At 40.8% G+C, this 23240-nt stretch carries 25 protein-coding genes and 3 pseudogenes; 19 read left to right on the forward strand and 9 right to left on the reverse strand.

What is annotated here, in order from left to right:
- From Q4A91_RS06755 to Q4A91_RS06780, 6 genes are all read left to right on the forward strand, one after another.
- On the forward strand, positions 1-487 hold a 487-nt coding region (locus Q4A91_RS06755; protein ID WP_303211459.1), incomplete at its 5' end, for a hypothetical protein.
- The gene (locus Q4A91_RS06760; RefSeq protein WP_303211460.1) at positions 484-933 is read left to right on the forward strand and encodes a hypothetical protein; all 450 of its coding nucleotides are present in this window, start codon (positions 484-486) and stop codon (positions 931-933) included. The genes Q4A91_RS06755 and Q4A91_RS06760, both read left to right, overlap by 4 nt.
- Positions 923-1387: a hypothetical protein gene (locus Q4A91_RS06765; protein ID WP_303211461.1), complete on the forward strand. Its 465-nt coding sequence runs from the start codon at positions 923-925 to the stop codon at positions 1385-1387. Before Q4A91_RS06760 ends, Q4A91_RS06765 begins: the two co-directional genes overlap by 11 nt.
- A gap of 51 nt (positions 1388-1438) precedes the next feature.
- On the forward strand, positions 1439-2095 hold the full coding sequence (locus tag Q4A91_RS06770) for a hypothetical protein (protein ID WP_303211463.1): 657 nt from the start codon (positions 1439-1441) through the stop codon (positions 2093-2095).
- 76 nt (positions 2096-2171) lie between these two features.
- Positions 2172-2729, forward strand: coding sequence for a DUF3592 domain-containing protein (locus tag Q4A91_RS06775; protein WP_303211464.1), 558 nt, complete (start codon positions 2172-2174; stop codon positions 2727-2729).
- Positions 2730-2927: 198 nt separating this feature from the next.
- Complete coding sequence (locus Q4A91_RS06780; RefSeq protein WP_303211466.1) at positions 2928-3185, forward strand: metal-sensitive transcriptional regulator; 258 nt, start codon at positions 2928-2930, stop codon at positions 3183-3185.
- Between the two features lie 222 nt (positions 3186-3407).
- Here Q4A91_RS06780 and Q4A91_RS06785 read toward each other — a convergent pair whose 3' ends face one another.
- The 3 genes and pseudogenes from Q4A91_RS06785 to Q4A91_RS06795 form a co-directional block, all read right to left on the reverse strand.
- Positions 3408-3704 carry a rhodanese-like domain-containing protein gene (locus Q4A91_RS06785; RefSeq protein WP_303211468.1) on the reverse strand — a complete coding sequence of 99 codons (297 nt, stop codon included), beginning with the start codon at positions 3702-3704 and terminating at the stop codon, positions 3408-3410.
- Positions 3679-4037, reverse strand: a pseudogene (locus Q4A91_RS06790) (rhodanese-like domain-containing protein); the annotation flags it as partial. The pseudogene Q4A91_RS06790 and the gene Q4A91_RS06785, both read right to left, overlap by 26 nt.
- A 15-nt stretch (positions 4038-4052) precedes the next feature.
- Positions 4053-4361 (reverse strand): rhodanese-like domain-containing protein, encoded by a 309-nt coding sequence (locus Q4A91_RS06795; protein ID WP_303211470.1) that lies wholly within the window; start codon positions 4359-4361, stop codon positions 4053-4055.
- Between the two features lie 173 nt (positions 4362-4534).
- Here Q4A91_RS06795 and Q4A91_RS06800 point away from each other — a divergent pair, with 173 nt between their 5' ends.
- Positions 4535-5098, forward strand: a complete 564-nt coding sequence (locus Q4A91_RS06800; RefSeq protein ID WP_303211472.1) for a sugar O-acetyltransferase — start codon at positions 4535-4537, stop codon at positions 5096-5098.
- Between the two features lie 39 nt (positions 5099-5137).
- Here Q4A91_RS06800 and Q4A91_RS06805 read toward each other — a convergent pair whose 3' ends face one another.
- Together Q4A91_RS06805 and Q4A91_RS06810 are read right to left on the reverse strand one after the other, a co-directional pair.
- Positions 5138-5821 carry a DUF4956 domain-containing protein gene (locus Q4A91_RS06805; RefSeq protein ID WP_303211474.1) on the reverse strand — a complete coding sequence of 228 codons (684 nt, stop codon included), beginning with the start codon at positions 5819-5821 and terminating at the stop codon, positions 5138-5140.
- Complete coding sequence (locus Q4A91_RS06810; RefSeq protein WP_303211475.1) at positions 5814-6593, reverse strand: polyphosphate polymerase domain-containing protein; 780 nt, start codon at positions 6591-6593, stop codon at positions 5814-5816. Before Q4A91_RS06810 ends, Q4A91_RS06805 begins: the two co-directional genes overlap by 8 nt.
- A 201-nt stretch (positions 6594-6794) precedes the next feature.
- Between Q4A91_RS06810 and Q4A91_RS06815 the strand changes: the two genes are divergently transcribed.
- On the forward strand, positions 6795-8030 hold the full coding sequence (locus Q4A91_RS06815) for a carbohydrate-binding domain-containing protein (protein ID WP_303211476.1): 1236 nt from the start codon (positions 6795-6797) through the stop codon (positions 8028-8030).
- Between the two features lie 61 nt (positions 8031-8091).
- Here the strand turns inward: Q4A91_RS06815 and Q4A91_RS09350 are convergent.
- Positions 8092-8235 (reverse strand): annotated as a pseudogene (locus Q4A91_RS09350) (low temperature requirement protein A); the annotation flags it as partial.
- Between the two features lie 222 nt (positions 8236-8457).
- Between Q4A91_RS09350 and Q4A91_RS06820 the strand changes: the two are divergent.
- The 11 genes and pseudogenes from Q4A91_RS06820 to rpsD all read left to right on the forward strand — a co-directional run bounded on the left by Q4A91_RS06820 (position 8458) and on the right by rpsD (position 19521).
- Positions 8458-9174 (forward strand): ABC transporter ATP-binding protein, encoded by a 717-nt coding sequence (locus Q4A91_RS06820; RefSeq protein WP_303211477.1) that lies wholly within the window; start codon positions 8458-8460, stop codon positions 9172-9174.
- Position 9175: 1 nt separating this feature from the next.
- The gene (locus Q4A91_RS06825) at positions 9176-10258 is read left to right on the forward strand and encodes an ABC transporter permease (RefSeq protein ID WP_303211479.1); all 1083 of its coding nucleotides are present in this window, start codon (positions 9176-9178) and stop codon (positions 10256-10258) included.
- Between the two features lie 39 nt (positions 10259-10297).
- On the forward strand, positions 10298-10921 hold the full coding sequence (locus Q4A91_RS06830) for a TetR/AcrR family transcriptional regulator (RefSeq protein ID WP_000361924.1): 624 nt from the start codon (positions 10298-10300) through the stop codon (positions 10919-10921).
- A gap of 279 nt (positions 10922-11200) precedes the next feature.
- The gene (locus Q4A91_RS06835; RefSeq protein ID WP_049519156.1) at positions 11201-11965 is read left to right on the forward strand and encodes a nucleoside phosphorylase; all 765 of its coding nucleotides are present in this window, start codon (positions 11201-11203) and stop codon (positions 11963-11965) included.
- A 33-nt stretch (positions 11966-11998) separates the two neighbouring features.
- On the forward strand, positions 11999-13378 hold the full coding sequence (locus Q4A91_RS06840) for a TrkH family potassium uptake protein (protein WP_303211483.1): 1380 nt from the start codon (positions 11999-12001) through the stop codon (positions 13376-13378).
- A gap of 13 nt (positions 13379-13391) precedes the next feature.
- On the forward strand, positions 13392-14057 hold the full coding sequence (locus Q4A91_RS06845; protein WP_303211485.1) for a TrkA family potassium uptake protein: 666 nt from the start codon (positions 13392-13394) through the stop codon (positions 14055-14057).
- A 155-nt stretch (positions 14058-14212) separates the two neighbouring features.
- Entirely contained in the window at positions 14213-16300 is a 2088-nt protein-coding gene (locus Q4A91_RS06850; RefSeq protein WP_303211487.1) for a fibronectin-binding SSURE repeat-containing protein, read from the forward strand.
- 80 nt (positions 16301-16380) lie between these two features.
- Positions 16381-17079, forward strand: a complete 699-nt coding sequence (locus tag Q4A91_RS06855; RefSeq protein WP_000751223.1) for a response regulator transcription factor — start codon at positions 16381-16383, stop codon at positions 17077-17079.
- The gene (locus Q4A91_RS06860) at positions 17076-18110 is read left to right on the forward strand and encodes a cell wall metabolism sensor histidine kinase WalK (RefSeq protein ID WP_303211489.1); all 1035 of its coding nucleotides are present in this window, start codon (positions 17076-17078) and stop codon (positions 18108-18110) included. The genes Q4A91_RS06855 and Q4A91_RS06860 overlap by 4 nt, the downstream gene beginning before the upstream one ends.
- Before the next feature lie 149 nt (positions 18111-18259).
- Positions 18260-18661, forward strand: a pseudogene (locus tag Q4A91_RS06865) (polyketide cyclase).
- 248 nt (positions 18662-18909) lie between these two features.
- Positions 18910-19521: a 30S ribosomal protein S4 gene (gene rpsD, locus Q4A91_RS06870; protein ID WP_000092756.1), complete on the forward strand. Its 612-nt coding sequence runs from the start codon at positions 18910-18912 to the stop codon at positions 19519-19521.
- Positions 19522-19718: 197 nt separating this feature from the next.
- Here the strand turns inward: rpsD and glf are convergent, their stop codons facing one another.
- From glf to Q4A91_RS06885, 3 genes are read right to left on the reverse strand one after another with little or no spacing between them, the layout of a single operon-like run.
- Positions 19719-20819 carry a UDP-galactopyranose mutase gene (gene glf / locus Q4A91_RS06875; RefSeq protein ID WP_303212236.1) on the reverse strand — a complete coding sequence of 367 codons (1101 nt, stop codon included), beginning with the start codon at positions 20817-20819 and terminating at the stop codon, positions 19719-19721.
- An 11-nt stretch (positions 20820-20830) separates the two neighbouring features.
- The gene (locus Q4A91_RS06880) at positions 20831-22243 is read right to left on the reverse strand and encodes a flippase (RefSeq protein ID WP_303212238.1); all 1413 of its coding nucleotides are present in this window, start codon (positions 22241-22243) and stop codon (positions 20831-20833) included.
- 1 nt (position 22244) lies between these two features.
- A complete protein-coding gene (locus Q4A91_RS06885; protein WP_303212241.1) occupies positions 22245-23186 on the reverse strand; it encodes a beta-1,6-N-acetylglucosaminyltransferase in 942 nt (313 codons plus the stop codon).
- Positions 23187-23240: the final 54 nt, after the last annotated feature.

Consider the following 23240-nt stretch of genomic DNA (forward strand, 5'->3'; position numbering starts at 1 on the left):
CTACTATACAGGATTTATTCCTTTTTGTGTTTACACAAGATATTTTACAGTATCCAAAACAAAAATTTTGCAATTAGTGCCAGCTAGTTCCGTGTTCATTTCTCATGTAGAATTACTTTTTGGAAGTTCTATATTTTTAGGAGATGACTACTGGTCTATTTTCATGAAGTTAATTGGATTGAGCCTTATTTTTCAACTAATCACCTTTGTTTACCAGTTGTTAATTGTCCCTAAAGCTAAGACCTTACCATCTGGAGAGTTCAGGAAGACAATCTTACACATTCCTCCACTTATTCTTGCTTCATTAGCAGCAATTTTAGCGATTATAGGACGTTTATTTATGTTACCAGTGATATATGCTATTCCTTGTGTTGTAGGATTAAGCATTGCCTGCCTCCCCTTCTATTGGCTTGAGTATGCACGAGTATTCACCAGTTGGAAAAAGAAAAGCACGAATAACTTTATTTATAGAGGAGAAATAAAATGAAATTAATTAGAATAGATATCAGCGATATTGCTTATACAGAGAAAAAAGTTCCCATGGATTCTTTTCTAGATTTGATTGAAGGTTGTGAAAAATTATTATTTGAAACAGGGGTCTATAAAAATGGTCCGACAACGATTGAAACATGTTTGAGCACTTTTGGAAAGCCAGGAGAAGCCTTGTTTAAGGTCTATATTCCGACAAACATCCCAATTGAAGGAAATGATGAATTTCAATATCTAGAACATTTTACAATTAAGCAGTGTGTCTCTGAGGTAACTCCATTTGATGAACATTTCCTTCCAAAAATTGAAGAAATGAAGCAATATATTCAAGATGAGGGGTTGGAAATGCAAGGAGATACCGTTTTTCTAGCGATATTGCCAATATTTGGGCAACGCTTTGTTGAAATTAATATCCCAGTTAAGGAGATTTCAGATGCTATATAAAAACGTGGGAGAATACCAAGATATACAATATAGAAATGTTATCTCAAGGTATTACACAGTATCTCCAGAAGAGATGCCGGACACTTATAACGCTTTTTTAGACGAAGTAAGAAAAGCAGGATATACGCTTCGAGGACCTTTCTTTTATACGATTAATTCCAAGTTAGAAGAAAATCAAGATGTGTTGATGGAACTGTTTATCCCAGTAGAAGAAGAGTGTATTGAAGATGCTTTGCCGAAAGACTTTTTGTATCACAGTCTGTTTCAAGTTTTAAATACTGTTTCAACTAGAATTTTGGAACCAGATGATGAGTTAGTACGAGAAGGAATCGACTTCTTAGCTGGCTATATTCATTTTCGAGACTATAAAGAGTTGACCCCTCCCTTCTTTTTTACCACATCAATTGATGAGAAATTCTATACAGATATAAAAGTAGGGGTGTTGAAGGAGTAAGTCGAATTTTTAATAAAGTTCACAAAAGAATAAAGAAAAGAGGGAATGATAATGTCACAAGAGAGATATTTGCAGATCAAAAAAGAGCATCAAGTTCGTAAGTTTGTGGGGCGTTTCCTCTTCATTCTTCTCGCTATACTCGATGTTCTACTGGTATCAAGTCATTCCAATTATGTCCCGCTTGTAACGGTGGCTATGGTAACGATTGTGCCTTTTAATCATTTTCTACTTGGTCCTCTTAGGAGACAGAAAAAAGCCATAGAAAAAGAGCATCCAGAATGGAAAATACTCAGTACAAAGGGAGTAAAGGTTCCCTCGACTGAAGCCAATAAAAGAACCTTGGCTGGTATTAGGATTTTGATGGCCTTGCTGTTGTCTTTTGGGCTATTCTATAAACCTGTGAAACAGCCGAACGACCAAGTAAACAAGCCACCTAAGGTTGATTCTAAAACGCCTGAAACGTCCAAGTCTTCTGAGTCGTCGAGTTCCTCTAAGACCAAAGAATCCAGTTCCTCAGAGCCGAAATCCTCGTCTTCGACTGAACAAAGTTCTAAAACCGAAAGTTCAGGAACAAAGCCGTCAAAAAGCGAATCCAATAATCCTTATTACCAGATTCCAGGACTTGCTGACGAACAGGTGAGAGATATCATATCGAAATCTGTAAAAGTTTTGAGAGAAAAACAGTCAAAAGAAAAATCCGAAGAGTAGACTCGAGGGCATCGATGTCCTTTCTGGATGAGTTAGTTTTGAGATTTTACTGTATAAAATAACAGGAGGAGTTCATATGAATAAAGAAGTAATTGGTTTGATAGTTGGGACAATCGTCATCTTCCTATCTTTTGTATTTGTGTGTGGGACCTTTCTCTATCTCTATCTTCGAGATCAGAAGTTGGTCCGCCTTGCCAAGTCATCCGTTCCTGGAACGGTTATCGGCTATAGCCGTTTTCGTGAGGGGTATCCACCTATCGTCGAATACACGGTGGATGGGATTGCTTATAAGAAAACCTTGCAGTATTTTATGTTCAAAACGGTCACAATTCCGTGGGGGACTACTAAATTTTTAAAGGACTATACAAGAGAAGATATGCTAGCGCCTTCGATCACTCGCTACAGCAACTCCTTTGTTTCCTTCAAACGCTTGATGCAGACCCATTTCCCCCTTCATTCGGAACTGACGGTCTGGTATGATCCAGACAAGCCGACCAGGGCCTATGTCGAACGTTACAGCGGAATGGACAAGTTTTACAAGTGGTTTGGTATCGGATTTGGGCTGGCTCTAGTTCTAGTCTATGGGATAGTGATCCTAGCCTTTTTGTCCAATTTGTCCAAGATATACGCATAAAGGTCAGTTGGTTGAAAGGAAACGTGACTTCCCATCGAGCTTCAAGGAGGACAGAGTTTCTTTTCCATTTCCATGCTTATCAATCTTTTCTATCTGATACAGAGAAAAGGTTGTCTCCTATAAAGACAGATAGGATGAGAATTTTGACAAAGAACATTATTCGAGATATAATGAAGAAAAGTGACCAAGGATAAATCAATGACAAACTCAAAGTACATCACACGCCTGAAACGTTCAGAGGGTCAGTTGCGTGGGATTCAAAAGGTGATTGAAGAAGATCGTGACTGCGCAGATATTGTTACGCAGTTGACAGCAGTGAAATCTAGCGTTGAGCGCGTGATTGAGATGATCATTACTGAAAATCTCACAGGCTGTATCAACCAACCACTAGACGACCCCGAGGCTCAAAAGGAACGCCTAGAAAAGGCCATCCGATACCTGATTAGACGGAAATAAACTAATTTGCTATTGATAAACAATGCAGACAAAGGCATTTAAGTTTGTTCCGACAAAAAAATCATGTCGGACAAACGGATGAGTTCCCCCAAATACCAATGAGCAAACCTCTTTTTAGATACCATCAATGTGCTTCTTTTTTAAAAGCGACGGGCTACGAGCCCTATATCAGCGGGTTGCAGAAATGAAAAAACCGATTAAGGAACTTAATCGGTTTTTTCATTATTCTACTTGACCGGGCCAAGCATTCATACCACCTTCTACATTGATAACGGTGAGGCCTTGGGCGCTTAGAAATTCACAAGCAGATGCGGAACGGACTCCACCTTGACAGATGACATGGTATTCCTGGTCAGGTTTGAGTTCTTTGTAACCTTGCTCCAAGGTACTTAAAGGCAGATTTTTGGCACCTGGTGCATGTCCTGCTTGGAATTCGTGCTCTTCACGTACATCGATAAGGTTTAGATTTTCATTTAGGTATTCTTCATAAAAATCAGCCATGCTGATACTCGTCCCCATATTTGACTCCTTCTGGATTAGACATTTTATATTGTGAATAAGCGCCATCAAGGTTTTGGACGGTAAATCCTGCCGCTGGAGGATACGCTCTGTGATATAGCTGTGCAAAACGCTGCGGTAGCTAAGGATGTAGGTTTGCTTCTTGTCCGGTTCATCCAAGCGTTCCCGTAATTCGTTTAGGGGAATGTGGATGGTGTCGACTTTGAGTCGACCACTCTGAAATTCGCCACTTGTCCGCACATCTAGGGATTATTTGCCCTTAATCAGATCATCTTCGAGCGGATACCATTGGATATGGTCGCTCAGACCTTCGATAAGGTTCAAGGCTGCGTAGCTCATTTGATGCTTCTAGATGACCTGACCTGTCCAAGAGCTCATACCGCCTCGTACATTGATGACATCGTAGCCTTTTTTCTTAAGCTTTTTCGCAGCTAGTTTGCTTCGTACACCAGAGTGACAAATGACATAAAGTGTTTCTTTTGTCGCAGGTGTGTAAGAACCGATTTCCGTTAAAGGAACATTTTTTGCATTTTTGATATGACCTCTACGGAATTCCATAGGCGTCCGAACATCTAGTAGCTGAATCGGTTCTCTGAGTTTAGCTTCTAACTCGCTGGTAGAAATACTATCAATTTTTGTAAATAATAAGTGAAACATAGGTACCTCCGATATACCCTTAAGGGGTATATTAAACCATGAAGTTAAGCTTTTGTCAAGCAACTTGTTTTAACTTGGAGGGGATTGGCTTTGAGAGTTTAGAAAGTAGGCTATTCTTGACCTTTCAAAGGCTTTTTGATATGATGAGTCCAAATTAAGTGTGAGGTGATAAGATGGCTAGCGAATACCAGAAAATGATAGCAGGAGAGCCTTACCGTCCGTCGGACCCAGAATTACGGACCTTGGCGCAGGCTTCTCGCCAAAAACAGGCTGCCTTTAACAAGGAAGAAGATCCCTTGAAGGGAGCAGATATTATCAAGACTTGGTTTGGCTCAACTGGGCAAAATCTTTATATCAATCCACGCTTGGTGGTCGATTATGGAGTCAATATCCATCTAGGGGAAAATTTTTATTCTAATTGGAACTTGACCATGCTGGATGTTTGTCCGATTCGCATTGGGAACAATGCCATGCTTGGCCCCAACTGTCAGTTTTTAACCCCGCTCCATCCACTGGATCCACATGAACGCAATTCAGGGGTCGAATATGGCAAGCCCATCACCATTGGAGATAATTTCTGGGCTGGAGGTGGCGTCATTGTCCTTCCTGGAGTGACACTGGGCAATAACGTCGTCGCTGGAGCAGGAGCCGTGATCACCAAGTCCTTTGGAGACAATGTCGTCCTAGCTGGCAATCCTGCGCGAGTTATCAAGGAAATCCCAGTAAAAGAAAACTAAAAAGAACAGCTTGGGCTGTTCTTTTTATGAGCTTTAGTCTTATAGATTTTTCTTCTTTTTGGCTTTCTTGGTCAAGGAAACATCGCACTGAGAAATCTTGCTTGTCAGGTAGCTTGTCAGTTGGAAATCATCTACTTGAGGATTGAGATCGACTTCGTAGACGGTTTGCAAGGATTCACCAGCATTGCTGGTATCTACTGAGATGAGGTCAAACTCAGTGCAAAATTGATCCAGCGCGACCTGGATAGTATCTAGGCGGGCTTCTTTATTGGGAAGTGTGATGGTCAAGAGTCTACGACGTTGGTGATTGCTCTTGCTCTGTTGTTTTTCCAAAAGGAGCCATATTCCTAGGATAAGGACCGTGAAGAGTACGGCTAAGAGAAGGTATCCTGTCCCTGCCGCCAGACCGATGATCATGGCTAGAAAGATAGCGATTAGCTCTCGAGAGCCACTCGTGGCAGAACGGAAACGAATGAGACTAAATGTTCCTGCCACTGCAATCGACGTTCCGAGACTGCCATTGACGAGGAAGATGACCAGCGTCATCAAACAAGGTAAAAGGGTCAAACTGATGACAAATTCCCGTGTGTAAAGAGTCCGTTGCTTATAGGCCCAGCTGAGTGCTAGTCCTAGAAAAAGACTGACGACAAGGGCGAGTAGGAGTTGGAGGGGGTCAGCAGTGGCGGTTGCGTCGTTGAAAATAGAGTTAAAAAGGTTAGACATAAGCATTACCTACACTTTCTCCGATAGGTTGTGGGGCATAGGCTAGTCCTTGTGATTTATGGTAGGCGCAGGAGTATTTTGAGAATTTTTGCTCTACCAGACCATACTTATCAAGGATATCCTCTAGCCATTGAGGTTTTTTATCACCAGGCGCCTTGATTTCCATGATGACCAGTTCGTCTTCTATGAGAGGCAGGCCTTTTTTGTCAGCAAATAGGCAGACCTGTTTATCACGATAGGTCAGGTTTTGGTCAAGAGTGACACGAATTTTCTGGTAGGGGAATCCTGGGATTTTCTTTTTTTCTTTTAGTGAAAAACGGTCATAGGAAATATAGATACGCGGTTTGAGAGCCTCGCTGTAGCGTTGGCGTAACTTTTGAATCTCTGCTACCAGAAAGCTATCTTTGATCAGGTCTCCTCCCCAACCTTTGGTGATGAGTTGGGTGATGGTATCTGACTGGGATAGGACGCGGTGCTTGTGACCGATACCGGCTTCGTCTTTGGACTTGATTTCTAGAAAGACGGGGCTGTCAGTGCTTGGCTGTGCGAGATAGGTCCGAATACGGATTTTTTCCTTCTTATGCTGATCCTGCAGAGAGTCTTGGATGAGCTGAAAATCTTCTGTGTCAAAGTAGATATTGGAAATGGTCGAAGTCGGATAGTCGTCCTCGACGAGGTAGTCTTTCAAATCTTCTATTAAATCGTGTAGGTCTGTTTTAGAGACCAGGTACTTGGTTTCGATCCGTTCAAAGTTTGTTTCTAGGGGTTTCATAAGCAACTCCTCCTTTAGATAAATCATGGATTAAACAAGGTAAACTTGCTTGGAACAAGTCTAGAGGACATTTCTAAAAGTTTTATTAAGCGAAACTTAACTGAAACTGAATTTAAGGAAACTTTCAGAAAAGTTTTAGTTTTGTTTCAGGAATCTTCTGTAGACTGTCTAGCTATATCATACGAAAGAGAGGAAAAAGGTATGAAATCAAAAAAATGGACCCTACTCGTAACGAGTTTAACGGCAATGGTGCTGCTGGCAGCATGTGCCCAGTCAACAACTACATCCAATACCAATGCAACGACAAATAGTGCCACAACAACTGCAACAAAGACAAGCCAATCATCCTATTTTACAGATAAGGACAATGATACCTCTTATGACGAAAGCACAGCTTCTAAAATTGAGCTATCTGGCTCATCTGCAAAGGTCTCTGGAGATGGGGTGACAGTCTCTGAATCAACAGTGACCATCACAAAATCTGGAACCTATGTGATTTCAGGTCAGTCTGATGGGGTGCAGATCAAGGTCGAGGCAGATAAGTCGGCAGATGTTCACCTAGTCCTAAAAGGTGCGAACATGACCAATACCAATGCAGCGATTTCTGCGACATCAGCCGGCCATGTCTACTTGACTCTAGCAGAGGGAACCACCAACAGTCTCTCTGACTCAAGCTCTAACAACGACGAAAAAGCAGACGCAGCTCTCTTTTCTAAGGCGGATTTGACCATCAACGGGAAAGGAACTCTCAATGTAGATGGCAAGAAGAACAATGGTATCAAGGCCAATGACACCCTCCACATCACGGGTGGAACCTATAACATCACAGCAGTTGGCGATGCCTTTAATGTCAATGATGAACTCAACATCACTGGTACGACCATGACTATCGATGCCAAGGAAGATGGCGTAAAGGTGGACAATGACGAGGATACTTCAGTCGGAACCATGTACCTATCCAACAACAACATCACCGTCACAGCAGGAGATGATGGCATCCACGCATCAGGTGATTTGGTTATCGATAGTGGTACCTACACCGTCAAGAATTCGACAGAAGGACTTGAAGGTAAGTCCATCACTATCAACGGTGGGGACATTAGCATCTATTCGACAGATGATGGAGTCAACGCAGCTAATAAAAACGCCCAACAGAGTGAAATCTTCTTCACCATGAACGGTGGGAACCTGACAGTAGAAGTCGGCCAAGGAGACACAGACCCAATCGACTCGAACGGCAATATCACAGTCACAGGCGGAACCATTAAAATGACTGGTCAAACAGGTTTTGACTTTGATGGAACAGCGACCTACACAGGTGGAGATATCTATCTCAACGGTGAAAAACAAACGGAAATCGTCAACTCTATGCCTGGAGGCGGAGGACCAAATGGAGGCCCTCAAGGCGGCGGTCCAGCCCCTGGCGGACAAGGATAAAAAAGAATCTCCTTTCTCGAAAGAGAAGGGAGAGTTTTTGTGTTTGAGAGATGGATTGTAGCTAAAATAACTTCCAATCAGGACTTGAGAATTTCTTGGTTCGGGTTATATAAAAATGCGTGAAATGGATTTCCATTGCCAAGGTCATCAAGGTTGCAATGGTGATGACAGTGGTAGGATTGGCTGAGAAAAGTAGAGGAAGAATAGGCCTTTAAAAAGTGGACAGGAAAGACCATTTCGGAGTATCGAGAAGAGATTTAGAAACAGCTCTAAAAGTAATAGCTATCCATTATAAGCATCAGATAATAATGTCTGCTGCTCTATTTTTTAAAGGATTTAGATTTTTTTCTTGACAAGTGAGTGATTACTCACTATAATAGCTTCTGTGATTTAAAAAGTGAGTAATCACTTACCAAGGAGGAAGTAAATGAAAACATTACTACATTTAAAAGATTTAGTAAAATCTTTTGACAATCAAATAGTTCTGAATCATGTCAGCTTTGAATTGCAGACAGGAGAAATTATAGGATTAATAGGTCCGTCTGGTGCTGGTAAATCAACTATGATTAAGACTACGTTAGGAATGGAAAAGGCTGATGGAGGCGTAGCTTTAGTGTTAAATCACACTATGCCCAATCGCCATATTTTAGGAGATATTGGCTATATGGTCCAATCAGATGCTTTATACGAGTCCTTGTCAGGCCAAGAAAATCTGGATTTTTTTGGTCAGCTAAAGGGGCTTTCTAAAAAAGACCTAAAGGCGGAAATTGCTTATATAGCTCAAGTAGTAGATCTGACAGACTGCTTAAACAAGGCGGTATCTGGTTATTCTGGAGGAATGAAACGGCGTTTGTCACTGGCTATCGCGCTTTTAGGAAATCCTCAACTCTTGATTTTGGACGAACCGACAGTTGGAATCGACCCTTCTCTTCGAAAGAAAATCTGGAAAGAATTATTCGCGCTTAGAGACAATGGGGTAGGGATATTAGTTACTACCCATGTTATGGATGAAGCAGAGTTGACGGATAAGGTCGGCTTATTATTAGGCGGAAAAATCATTGCTTTTGATACACCGCAACACTTAAAAGAAAGTTATCAAGTTTCAAGTATTGAAGAAGTATTTTTAAAAGCAGAAGGTGAGTAAGATGAGAACAATAGCGATTGCAAAAAAAGTCATCAAAGAATTACTTCGTGACAAACGAACTCTAGCCCTGATGTTTATAGCACCTGTTTTTATCATGTGGTTGATGAACCTCATGTTTTCAACTAGTACAACCGTGAATGTCAAGTTGGCAACACAAGATCTACCAACTGGTTTGGTAACGAAAATGGATGAGCTCGATCATGTGGATGTCGAGACTTATCAAGACTTAGATCAAGCCAAAGAAGCGCTAGCAAATGAAAAAGTCGATGCTGTGATTTCTTATAAAAACGGTGAGTACCAGGTCGACTACGCAAACACAGACGCCTCCAAAACATCTATGATACGACAAGTGTTACGAACGAGTATCGCCAGTGAAGGCACCGATCAGTTAGTATCTCGTGTTAAACAAGCTCTTCCACAATTGGACTCGGACGCAAAAACACCAGAAATCAAGGAGTCTTACCAGTATGGAGATGAAAATACAAGCTTCTTTACCAATATGATTCCGGTTTTGATAGGTTTTGTAGTTTTCTTTTTTGTCTTTTTGATTTCAGGTATGGCGCTTTTGAAAGAACGCACCAGTGGAACACTAGAACGTTTGTTAGCAACACCAGTGAAACGATCTGAAATCGTCTATGGCTATATGTTGTCTTACGGTATTATTGCGATTTTTCAAACGGCAGTTGTCGTTTTAGCAGCAATTTGGCTACTAGATGTAGAAGTTGTAGGAAGTATTTTAAATGTTATAATAGTTAATGTGGTACTGGCTCTTGTAGCACTAGCTTTTGGAATTCTCTTGTCTACTCTAGCAAAATCAGAATTCCAAATGATGCAATTTATTCCTCTCGTGATTATGCCCCAACTTTTTTTCTCAGGAATTATTCCATTGTCATCCATGGGAGAATGGGCTCTAACTGTGGGGAAATTTTTGCCATTAACCTATTCTGGTGATGCAATAAGCCAGATTATTCTTTACGGGCACAATCTTGGTGATATTTTGTCAAATCTTGGTGTTTTAATGATTTTCTTGATCATTTTAACAATTCTTAATATTGTTGGATTGCGTCGTTATCGTAAAGTTTAGAAATCAACATAAATAATGCTAAAAAGGTGTGAAGATTAGATGGATAAGACTGTTTTTGAATCGTTTGAAGATTACTTAGAAGAAGCGAATTACCCTCAAGGAAAGAAAAAAATCATGCAGGCAGCAGTGGATCTCATATCAACCAGGAGTTACCATGGGACCTCAACTCTTCACATAGCTGAGCGTGCTGGACTAAGCCAGGCAACTTTATTTAAGTATTTTAAGACGAAGGATGATTTACTGACGGCTATTTTACATCCTGTAGTCCCAGGCATTTTCGGTAGTTTTTTTGAGGAACTCTTAGCTTTTGAAACGACAGAAGAGAGGGTTCGTTATCTCGTCCATGATCGTATGAGCTATCTCAAAAAAAATCGTGCTTTGATGAAAATCATTCTGCAGGAGAGTTTTTCAAATAAAAAACTAAAAAATGAACAGATTTTTATCTGGAATGCTATTCAAGATAAACTTCGAGTACTTCATAAGGAATTGCTAGCAGATCCACGTGTAAATCCAGAGTTAACGATCCCTCAAATGGTTCGTATTTGTGTTGGTCCATTGTTGGCTTACTTCGCTCAGCTTTATATCGTTAGTGACAACGGAGAAATAAAAGAGGAAGACTTAGACTTATTAGAAAAACAGATTTTAGGTGGTTTGTGGAAATAGAGTAGGCCTAGACAAAATGGAGGCTAGATTCTATTGGTTTGGCTTCTTGTACAATATAAAAGGGTATACATTACCTGATGCAGATTCGTGCTTTTTTATTATTGAATTTGGTATTTTGGTGATAGTCCTCAATCACTTTACTAAAACAGAAACCGACTTCTCCAGCGGTGCAACGATTTCTCAAGTGTATGGAAGAGGAGATTTCTGGATTGATGAAGACAACTCCTTGACATTCCGTCAGCTTTTGATACAATAGTACAAAATTAGAGGAGGTGGGCTATGATTCAGAAACATGCGATTCCCATTTTAGAGTTTGACGACAACCCCCAGGCGGTCCTTATGCCAACACATGAGGGGCTAGATTTAAAGTTGCCAAAGAAGTGCATCTATGCATTTTTGGAGGAAGAGATTGACCGCTATGCTCAGGAAGTAGGGGCGGATTGTGTTGGTGAGTTCGTTTCGGCCACCAAGACTTATCCAGTCTACGTCCTCAACTACAAGGGCGAGGAGATTTGTCTGGCCCAGGCGCCCGTAGGCTCTGCCCCAGCTGCCCAGTTTATGGATTGGTTGATTGGCTATGGTGTGGAGCAAATCATTTCCACTGGAACCTGTGGCGTCCTAGCCGATATAGAGGAAAATGCCTTTCTTGTCCCTGTTCGGGCTCTGCGAGATGAGGGGACCAGCTACCACTATGTAGCACCTTCTCGTTATATGGAGATGCAGATTGAGGCTGTCTCTGCCATTGAGCAAGTCTTGGAGCAAAGAGGAATCCCTTACGAGGAAGTCATGACCTGGACGACAGATGGTTTTTACCGGGAGACGGCTGAAAAGGTTGCCTATCGCAAGGAAGAAGGCTGTGCGGTTGTGGAGATGGAGTGTTCTGCTCTTGCAGCAGTAGCTCAGCTACGAGGAGTTGTCTGGGGAGAGTTGCTCTTTACCGCAGATTCCTTGGCGGATCTAGACAACTATGACAGTCGTGACTGGGGCTCAGAAGCTTTTGATAAGGCACTCGAACTCTGTCTTGCTATTGTGCACCACATGTGAGTGTTCTGACTGTTTTTATGGTAGAATGTAGCTATGTTATTCAAATCTTTTTTGGAAAAAATCAAGACGACGCTGTCTCGTTTATCGCCAGCCCGTCGCATCTTTTTAAGTTTTGCCCTGGTTATCTTACTGGGCTCGCTCCTTTTAAGCCTTCCCTTTGTGCAAGCAACAACTTCACAAGCGACCTACTTTGACCATCTCTTTACGACGGTGTCCATGGTCTGTGTGACAGGGCTCTTTACCCAGCCAGTGGCTTCTACCTACAATATCTGGGGCCAGTTGATCTGTATGCTCTTGATCCAGATTGGTGGTTTGGGGCTTATGACCTTTATCGGAATCTTTTATATCCAAGGTAAGCAAAAGCTCAGTCTTCGTGGCCGGGAGACTATTCAAGAAAGTTTCAGTTATGGAGAAACCCAGTCTCTAAAGGATTTCATCCGCTCGATCTTTCTGACGACTTTTTTGGTGGAAGGAATTGGTGCCTTTCTCCTGAGTTTCCGCTTTATTCCTGAATTTGGCTGGGGCCGAGGGGTGTTAACCTCTATCTTTTTGGCTGTTTCAGCCTTCTGTAATGCTGGATTTGATAATTTTGGAAGTACGAGTTTGGTAGCTTTTCAAACGGACCCCTTGATCAATCTAGTCATTGCAGGATTGATTATCACGGGTGGTCTAGGATTTATGGTCTGGTTTGACCTAGCGACCCAGTTTGGGAAAAAGAAAAAACGCCGCCTGCGTTTCCATACCAAGCTGGTTCTCTTTTTAACGGCGGGAATTTTACTCTTTGGAACCGTATCGACTTTATTCATCGAGTGGAATAATCCTGGAACGATTGGAAATCTTAGCGCCCCAGAGAAACTGCTGGTTAGTTTCTTCCAGACCGTTAGTATGAGAACGGCAGGTTTTGCTTCCATTGACTACACCCAGGCTCGACCAGTTACCTTACTGATCTACATCCTACAGATGTTTCTGGGCGGGGCACCTGGAGGGACAGCAGGGGGGCTCAAGATTACGACCTTCTTTGTCTTGTTGGTCTTTGCTCGTAGCGAACTATTGGGCTTGCCTCATGCCAATGTGGCTCGGAGGACCATTGAACCCCGAACCGTGCAAAAATCTTTCAGTGTCTTTATTATCTTCTTGCTAACATTCTTGCTGGGCTTAATCCTTCTAGGGATAACAGCAGAGGGAAATCCGCGCTTTATCTACCTCATGTTTGAGACCATTTCAGCCCTTGCGACAGTTGGGGTGACGGCAAATTTAACACCAGAGCTAGGCAAGATAGCCCTCAGCATGGTTATGTTGCTGATGTTTATCGGCCGTATTGGTCCCTTGACACTACTAGTCAGTGTAGCGGAATACCAGCCAGACAAGAAAGATACGATTCACTATATGAAGGCAGATATCACCATTGGGTAAGAAAGGAAGAACGATGTCAGATAGGACAATTGGAATTTTAGGCTTGGGAATTTTTGGGAGCAGTGTTTTGGCTGCTCTAGCCAAGCATGACATGAATATCATTGCTATTGATGACCACGAGGAACGCATTAATCAATTTGAACCTATGCTGGCGCGTGGGGTAGTTGGAGATATCACGGATGAAGAACTCCTTCTATCAGCGGGGATTGACACCTGTGATACCGTAGTTGTCGCAACGGGGGAAAATCTGGAGTCCAGTGTTCTCGCGGTTATGCACTGCAAGAGTCTAGGAGTGCCGACCGTCATTGCCAAGGTCAAAAGCCATACAGCTAAAAAGGTTCTAGAAAAAATTGGGGCAGACGCAGTCATCTCACCAGAGTTTGAAATCGGGCGCTCATTGGCACAGACCATCCTCTTTCATAACAGCGTAGACGTCTTTCAGCTGGACAAGAATGTATCGATTGTCGAGATGAAAATCCCCCAATCATGGGTAGGTAAAAGCCTCAGTCAGCTAGATTTACGTGGGGGATACAACCTCAACGTACTTGGCTTTCGTTCCTACGAAAATGCTCCTCTGGATGTCCAATTCGGACCCAATGACCTCTTGCAGGCAGATGCCTACATCATGGCCGTCATTAATAACCAACATCTGGACACCCTAGCTGAACTGAGTGAGTAGGAGAGGAAGGGTACTCTCTTTCTAAATAATTAACGAGTCAATATAAGTATTTTATAAGAGGGATTTAAGAAAAATTTTAACTTTTTCTTAATCCTTTTTAATTTTAGGAGATTATACTAGAGTCATCAAAAAAAGAAAACTCTAAGGAGAATCCCATGAAATTCAATCCAAATCAGAGATATACTCGTTGGTCTATTCGCCGTCTCAGTGTCGGTGTTGCCTCAGTTGTTGTGGCCAGTGGCTTCTTTGTCCTAGTCGGTCAACCAAGTTCTGCACGTGCTGATGTCGTCAATCCGACTCCTGCCCAAGTCGTGCCAGACGCTGCTTCGGTGAGTGAAAAGAGCGACTTACCAGCAGAGGTTCTCAAAAAAGCAGTCGATGTAGCTCTTCCTTCAGAACAGTCTGTTCCAACACCTAAAGCAAGTGTGGATACGACAAGCTCTTCAGAAAAAGCGGACGCAACTGCTAAAGAGCCGGCAGTAGCACCAAAAGAAGAAGTACAAGCACAACCTGACTCTAAGAAACAAACAGAAGATGCAGTTAAATCTGTGGAAAGTCCTGCGTCTACAGTTTCTGGGCAAGACCGTGAAGCTAGTGAAGCGCAACCAGCGACCACCCCAGCTGAAGTCCAAAAAGGTGTGGATGACAATACAAAAGATACAGTAGATGTCCCAGCCACTTACTTGGACAAGGCCAACTTCCCAGGACCATTCACAGCTGGTGTCAACCAAGTTATTCCATATGAATTCTTCGCTGGTGACGGTATGTTGACTCGTCTTATCTTGAAAGCATCCGACAAGGCTCCGTGGTCAGACAATGGAACAGCTAAAAATCCCGCTCTCCCACCGGTAGAGAAATTGGGCAAAGGCCTTTACTTCTACGAAGTAGACTTGGCAGGCACCCAAGGCAAATCTGACAAAGAGTTGCTTGACCTTTTGAAACAAAATGGTACACAAAGCTATAAAGCTACCATCAAGGTGTACGGTGCAAAAGATGGCAAACCTGACTTAACTAATCTGGTAGCGACTAAAGATTTGACTGTTAATTTGAATGGTTTAACCACTCCAGCTGAAGTGCAAAAAGGTGTGGCTGACAACACCAAAGACACAGTAGATGTTCCAGCTTCATATTTGGATAGAGCCAACTTCCCAGGACCATTCACAGCTGGTGTCAACCAAGTCATTCCATACGAATTCTTCGCTGGAGACGGCATGTTAACTCGCCTTATCTTGAAAGCCTCTGATAAGGCTCCATGGTCAGACAATGGAACAGCTAAAAATCCCGCTCTCCCACCAGTAGAAAAATTAGGCAAAGGTCTTTACTTCTACGAAGTGGATTTAGCAGGGACTCAAGGTAAATCAGATAAAGAGCTACTTGACCTCTTGAAACAAAATGGTACACAAAGCTATAAGGCTACCATCAAGGTGTACGGTGCAAAAGACGGCAAACCTGACTTAACTAATCTCGTAGCGACTAAAGATTTGACTGTTAATTTGAATGGTTCAACCACACCAAATCGGGTTAAAGACTCTGTTGCTAATAACATCAAAAATAGCATTGATGTTCCAGCTAGCTACCTTGAAAAAGCAAATGTTCCAGGTCCATTCTTGGCCGGTGTCAACCAAGTTATTCCATACGAAGCTTTTGGTGGAGATGGTATGTTGACCTGCCTCTTGTTAAAAGATTCAGACAAAGCCCCATGGTCAGACAACGGAACAGCTAAAAATCCAGCTCTATTGCCACTTGAAGGCTTGGCTAAAGGTCAATATTTCTACGAAGTGGATTTGAATGGCAATACGGTTGGCAAAGATGGTCAGGCCTTGCTGGATCAACTTCGAGCTAACGGAACACATACATACCTAGCTACTGTTAAAGTCTATGGCTCTAAAGATGGCAAACCTGATTTGACCAATCTGATTGCTACTCGTCAAGTAACGATTCAGCTTCGTGGAAAAGAAATGGCGACAATACCATCTCAACAAGGTCAGATGAATACGAAGCCTTCTGAAACAGGTTTTACAGGTACGACTGAGGGTATGATGGGTACAAATCACCATATGTCAGATATGAAAGTAGATCAACCAGCTTCTAGCCCAATGGCTAATATGATGAAAAAAGATGATAAAGCGATGCTACCAAATACTGGGGAAGCTAAAACAGCTACAGCTGGCCTTGGTATCTTTGGTTTAGCCTTGGCAGGTCTTGTTGGACTCTTGGGTTTGACAACCAAACGAGAAGATTAAGATTCAAATCATTTAAACATTAGAGAAAATAGTGTTATACTAAAGCAAGTATAACACTGTTTTTATCGAAGGAGTGTCAGATGAAAAAGACAATTTTGCTGGTTGATGATGAGATAGATATTCTAGATATTCAAAATCGCTATCTTATACAGGCAGGTTACGACGTTTTGGTCGCCCATGATGGTAAGGAGGGATTAGAGCTTTTCAGAAAAAAATCTATCGACCTCATTATCACAGATATCATGATGCCCAATATGGACGGTTATGATTTTATCAGTGAAGTTCAGTATATCGCTCCGGATCAACCCTTCCTCTTTACAACTGCTAAGACAAGCGAACAGGATAAGATTTATGGATTAAGTTTGGGGGCAGATGATTTTATAGTCAAACCCTTTAGCCCACGCGAATTGGTTTTAAGAGTGAATAATATCTTGCGTCGCCTTAGCCGTGGAGGAGAGACAGAACAGATCGAGTTTGGTGACTTGGTAATCAACCATGTGACTCATGAGGTTCGCATTGGGGAGCAACCTTTGGAATTGACAGTAAAATCCTTTGAGCTTTTATGGATATTAGCCAGCAATCCCGAGAGAGTCTTTTCAAAGACGGAACTTTACGAGAAGGTATGGCAAGAGGACTATGTGGATGATACCAATACACTCAATGTTCATATCCATGCTTTGAGGCAAGAGTTGACCAAGTATACGAATTCAAATGCTCCTGCTATCAAAACTGTCTGGGGTTTGGGCTATAAGATGGAAAGACCAAGAGGTAGAAAATGAAATTAAAAAACTATATTTTAGTGGGGTATCTAGTGTCGACTCTACTAACGATTTTGGTCGTTTTCTGGGCAGTCCAACGGATGTTGATCGAGAAAAGTGAAGTTTACTTTCTAGTTGGAATGACCTTGATTGCTAGTTTCATTGGCGCTGCAGTGAGCATCTTTCTTTTGTCGCCAGTGTTCTCTTCTCTGAAACATTTGAAAAAACAAGCCCAGGATATAGCCAGCAAGGATTTCAGCACAGAAATCGAAACCAAAGGCCCATTAGAATTTCAAGAGCTGGCCCAGGCTTTTAATGACATGTCCCACAATTTGCAAGCTACCTTTCAATCACTTGATGAGAGCGAGCAAGAAAAGAGAATGATGATTGCGCAGCTCTCTCACGATATTAAAACTCCCATTACCTCCATTCAGGTTACTGTGGAGGGAATTATAGATGGAGTGATTAAGGAAGAGGAGCGGCTCCACTACTTAACTACGATTGGTCGGCAAACTGAGCGTCTAAACAAGCTAGTGGAGGAATTGGATGTTTTGACTCTTAATACACAACCTCAAGATACTGCTGAGGAAGAAGTCGAAGAGGTCTTTCTAGATCAGTTGCTGATTGAGTCAATGAGTGAATTTCAACTCCAGATTGAACAAGAGGAGCGAGATGTTTACATTCAAGTATCACCTGAGTCGGCGAAAATCAAGAGCCATTCTGACAAACTTTCTCGTATTCTGGTCAACTTGTTAAACAATGCCTTTAAATATTCAGAACCAGGAACCAGAATCGAGGTTCTTGCCCAATTAACAGAACAAGAGCTGAGAATCAGTGTGAAAGACGAGGGTCAGGGAATCCTTCCTGAGGATTTGGAAAAAATCTTTAAACGACTTTATCGTGTAGAAACTTCGCGCAATGTGAAGACAGGTGGGCATGGATTAGGACTTGCGATTGCACGCGAACTAGCCCATCAGCTTGGTGGCGAAATCACAGCAGAAAGTCAATATGGCTTAGGCAGCAAGTTTACATTCAGCCTTAGTTTGAAATAAAGGCGTATGATATAGATACTATTTTAAAGTAAAACTAAAGGTAAGAGTCTCATCTAGAGAATATGAAAACCAGCGCTTTCAAAAAATCAGTTGACAAAAAATGTAAGTTATTTTATAACAAGTACACTTATATTAAAAGGAGTGTCAAAATGGAATTTAGTTTAAACATAAGAGCAACAAAAGAGGCTGCCTGGGGCTATTATGAAAATATTGAAAAGTGGTATGATTGGGAAGAAGATTTAAAAAATATTACATTAAAAGGTGGATTTGAGACGGGTTCATACGGAACTATGGAACTCGAATGAATGCTCCCTATGGAATATCAGCTCACACTTGTAAAACCTCTTGAAGAATTTTGGGATAAAACGGCAACTCCATTCGGTGATATTCTTCTTGGTCATCAAATTATTGAGAATAATGATGGCACTGTAAATGTAAAACATACTGTATCTTTGGATAGTGAAGACAAGCGACATCTAGAATTTTTAAGCCGAGTCTTTTCAGATGTTCCTCACTCTATTTTCATTCTAAAAAACCACTTAGAAAGATAGAGGGAGTGCTGTTTGTTGACACTGTAATATTAAAATAATTTAGTTCAACTGATAAATCCCTTTACAAATCTAGCTTTTCATGGTACAATAGCCTTTGTGTGAAATAGCAGCAGGAAAGCATGAAGCTCGTCAACAGGTGTCTTATGACAAGTAACCTTGGCTGTTTAGGCGAAGGGCATCTGCACGAATCAGGGCTTTCTAAGTGACTATTTCCACCGAAATATTATTTATATCAGGAGGACATACACATGTCACGTTATACAGGACCATCTTGGAAACAAGCTCGTCGCCTTGGCCTTTCACTTACAGGTACAGGTAAAGAATTGGCACGTCGTAACTACGTACCAGGACAACATGGACCAAACAACCGTTCTAAATTGTCAGAATACGGTTTGCAATTGGCTGAAAAACAAAAACTTCGTTTCACTTACGGTGTAGGTGAAAAACAATTCCGTAACTTGTTCGTACAAGCTACAAAAATCAAAGGCGGAATCCTAGGTTTCAACTTCATGCTTCTTTTGGAACGCCGTTTGGATAACGTTGTTTACCGTCTTGGCCTTGCGACTACTCGTCGTCAAGCTCGTCAATTCGTAAACCACGGTCACATCCTTGTTGACGGAAAACGCGTTGATATCCCATCATACCGCGTAACTCCAGGTCAAGTGATCTCAGTTCGTGAAAAATCATTGAAAGTTCCAGCTATCCTTGAAGCAGTAGAAGCTACTCTTGGACGTCCAGCATTCGTATCATTCGACGCTGAAAAATTGGAAGGTTCATTGACTCGCTTGCCAGAACGCGACGAAATCAACCCAGAAATCAACGAAGCACTTGTCGTTGAATTCTACAACAAAATGTTGTAATATTTTATTGAATAAGATAGGCTGTAAAGCCTTGAAACTAAGCACTTTAGGCCTCTATCCTAGAGTGCTTTTTTTGATTTTACTACCCTTTTAGTTACCCATAACTAATTTTAGGTATAGTAAGAGGGTAGCCCAAAAATGGGGCACCCTTTTTATTTATAGGTCACCCACTACAGTTGACATGGAGCCGTTATTTCTCAATTACTAAATTTTTCCTCTACCACATTCAGAGCACGCTCGATTACCACGTGCATATCGTAGTATTTATAATCAGCCAAACGTCCGCAGAAAATTACCTTATCGTTCTGTGCTGCTTCTTCTTGATATTTAGCAAAGATAGCATTATTTCTCTCATCATTGATTGGATAGTAAGGCTCATCGCCTCGCTTCCAGTCAGCAGGATATTCACGTGTAATAACTGTCTTTGGTTGCGTTCCGTATTCGAAGTGCTTGTGTTCAATGATGCGAGTATAAGGAATTTCACGCTCTGTATAGTTTACAACTGCATTTCCTTGATAGTTTTCCTCATCTAGAATTTCATGCTCAAAACGAAGACTACGGTATTCTAACTCACCATGCTTATAATCAAAGTATTGGTCGATCATCCCTGTAAAGACAACTTTTTCAGCTGAAGCTTCTAATTCTTGGCGATTGGCAAAAAAGTCAACACCAAGTTCTACTTCTACACCCTTCAGCATATTCTCGATAATAACGTTGTAACCCCCAATTGGAATCCCTTGATAACGGTCATTAAAATAATTATTATCAAAGGTTAAACGAACTGGTAGACGTTTAATGATAAATGGTGGGAGGTCTGTCGCAGAACGTCCCCATTGTTTTTCAGTATATCCCTTAATCAACTTTTCATAGATATCCGGACCGATCAACTTAATAGCTTGTTCTTCCAAGTTTTTAGGCTCAACATCTTTCATATGAGCCGTTTGTTCAGCTATCTTATCTTTCACTTCTTGAGGAGTCTTGCTTCCCCACATAGCATAGAAAGTATTCATGTTAAAAGGAAGATTGTAAAGGCTGCCCTTGTAATTGGCTATAGGCGAGTTGATATAGTTGTTAAATTCAGCAAATTGATTTACATAATCCCAGACTTTTTTGTTTGAAGTATGGAAAATGTGGGCACCGTACTTGTGAACGTTGATACCTTCAACATTCTCACAGTAGATATTTCCGCCGATGTGATCACGCTTGTCAATCACTTTCACTTTTTTTCTACGTTTTGTCGCTTCGTGTGCGAAGATTGCTCCAGACAAACCTGCACCAACGATAAGATAATCGTACATAGTTAACTCCGTTATTTTTTAATAAGTTGTTTTAATTCTTTCATATCTACCACTTTTAGAGATAGAATTGCAAAAAGGTAAATAATCCCACCAAGCACAGTAAATATTAGAACATTTATGGTTGGTGAAAAATGGATAACTGTTTTTGAAGCTAGCAAGAGTCCATACATGATAGCTGATGCTAGAATAATTTTCATCATCGATCTGATAATCGAAACATCTTTTATGTATCTGCGAGTATAGAACAATTGAATTGCCCATACAAGCGCTTCTGTCAAGACAGAGACAATGGCTGCTCCGATATAACCAAGCTTTGGTAGGAAAAGTAAGTTTAATCCTACACTGGTAATCGCAGGAGCAGTTGTTGAAATCATGAATTCCTTGTTTTGATTATGAGGAATCAAGATTTGAATTCCCATAATATTGGTCCAACCGATAAAGAACATCCGGAAGATCATGATAGCAATTGCATAGCGCGCATCTTGAAAATCTTGTCCGAGGAAAAATTGAACAAAATCATCATTTACAATTAAGATTCCTGCCATCATTGGAAACATGAGCAAATTATAAATCAAGAAGGACATCTCGTGCATTTTATTGATCATCTTATATTCACCCGTTGATATCAGATGCGCAACACGAGGTAACATCACATTTCCTAAGGAAGTAACCAAAGTCAGAAGGATATTTACTAATTTTAGAGCCTGATCATAAATCCCTACATCTTTTGTAGAAGCCAAAGCTCCAAGCATGGTACGATCTAAGGTAACATATAAAGAAATCGCAACTTGAGGTATGAACAATAAAATAATCGGCTTCAAATGATGTTTAGTATACTCCAAATCAAAATTTGGCTTGCCAATAAATTCTCGGGCCGGCAACCACATACTAAGTTGACCCAAGAGTTCAAATATGGTTAGCAAAAAGACATAGAGATAGAGGTCATTTGCAGATTTGACAAAAAGGAAGATAGAAATTACCCCAACGAGTTTTACCGTTATATTTCGAACAGTAATCTTACGAAAATCCTCCAACCCTTGAAAGAGCCAGGATATATCTAATCCTTTAGAAACCAAACTCAAACTTAGAATATAAGCTACGGGATTTTGCATAAAAGGAAGAGTTAGACAAAGAACAAGGTACAAGAACAGAGAAAGAAGCGTCGCACCCAGTTGCAATAAGTAAATCCCCCAAAAGTTTTTTTCAATCTCCTTGCGATGCCCTGAAATGACCTTGGTCCCATGGTTGGCAACCCCTAACATTGCTAAGAGGATAAAATAAGTAACAATGGAGTTAAAATAACCATATGACCCTAGATCATCCGAAGAAAAGACTCGTGTCACATAGGGAGTCGTGATAATCGGAAGTATAATTACCAACAATTGATAAGAAAGATTGTAGGCGTAGTTTTTAAGTACTTTCATCTCAACCCGTTCCATTTATAATCGTTAAAATCTCTTTCTTGAGATTTGGAGATTTATCTAAATCAAATTTTCTAGAGAATTTATGATCTAATTCTTTTCCACGTTTTAATTGTTCTATATCACGTTCAGAATCAGTCCATGTATATGGGTTTCCGTCCCACCAATTAATATATCGAAGATTCCCCTGAAAATCACCTAGTTCATCTGTTATAGGCGAAGAAGAGTACAAAGTTCCCATTAGATTATGTTTATACATCATGGTAGGAATAAACAATTCATCATTTACTATTGAATTTTTAAATATTTTTTCAACATCCTTCTCTTCCTGAATTAGTATTCTAACTAACTCCTGATTAATAGATACCCAATTGGAAGCATAACCCAATTTCATGCTATATTTTTTAAAGCAATCAACATTTAGTAATCGCTGAACTTTAAGCTCTATTTTACGATAATATGAGACAAACTTTCTAATAAACATATTCCCAATATTTCTTGTTAAGTAATTAGGACATAGATATTTAAATCGAACTCGCTCATATACTTTATTTGATTCATAAATTTCATCAGAAACCATACTCAAAAAATTATTAAATTTATGTTGTTCAAAAAAATTAAATAAATTTTCCGCTGGCTCTAATGGTAAATCTACACCTGACAACAAATGAAACATACTATAGTTATCGTGATTATAGGCACATCTAAAACCTTGAAACTCTGCAAAAATTTGTGAACAACTACCCCCAAAAATTGGAACTCTATCTACCAATATCACTTTCGAAAAATTTGCACTAGATTTAAGAGAATTAATGGTGGATTCCTCTACAGCAACCTTACTATCTATAAGCAAAAAAATATCGTGTTGCTTATAATCCAGCAATGAGATTAAAAACTCTAACTGTTCAAATTTATTATGTGCAATTATTATATAAGCCTGTTTCATAACGGTTCTGTCAATAATTTTGTGTAAACACTCAAGTAGAGTTTATTGAGTTAT

It is taken from the genome of Streptococcus sp., from assembly GCF_030528045.1.
In the GTDB taxonomy this organism is placed as follows: Bacteria; Bacillota; Bacilli; order Lactobacillales; family Streptococcaceae; genus Streptococcus.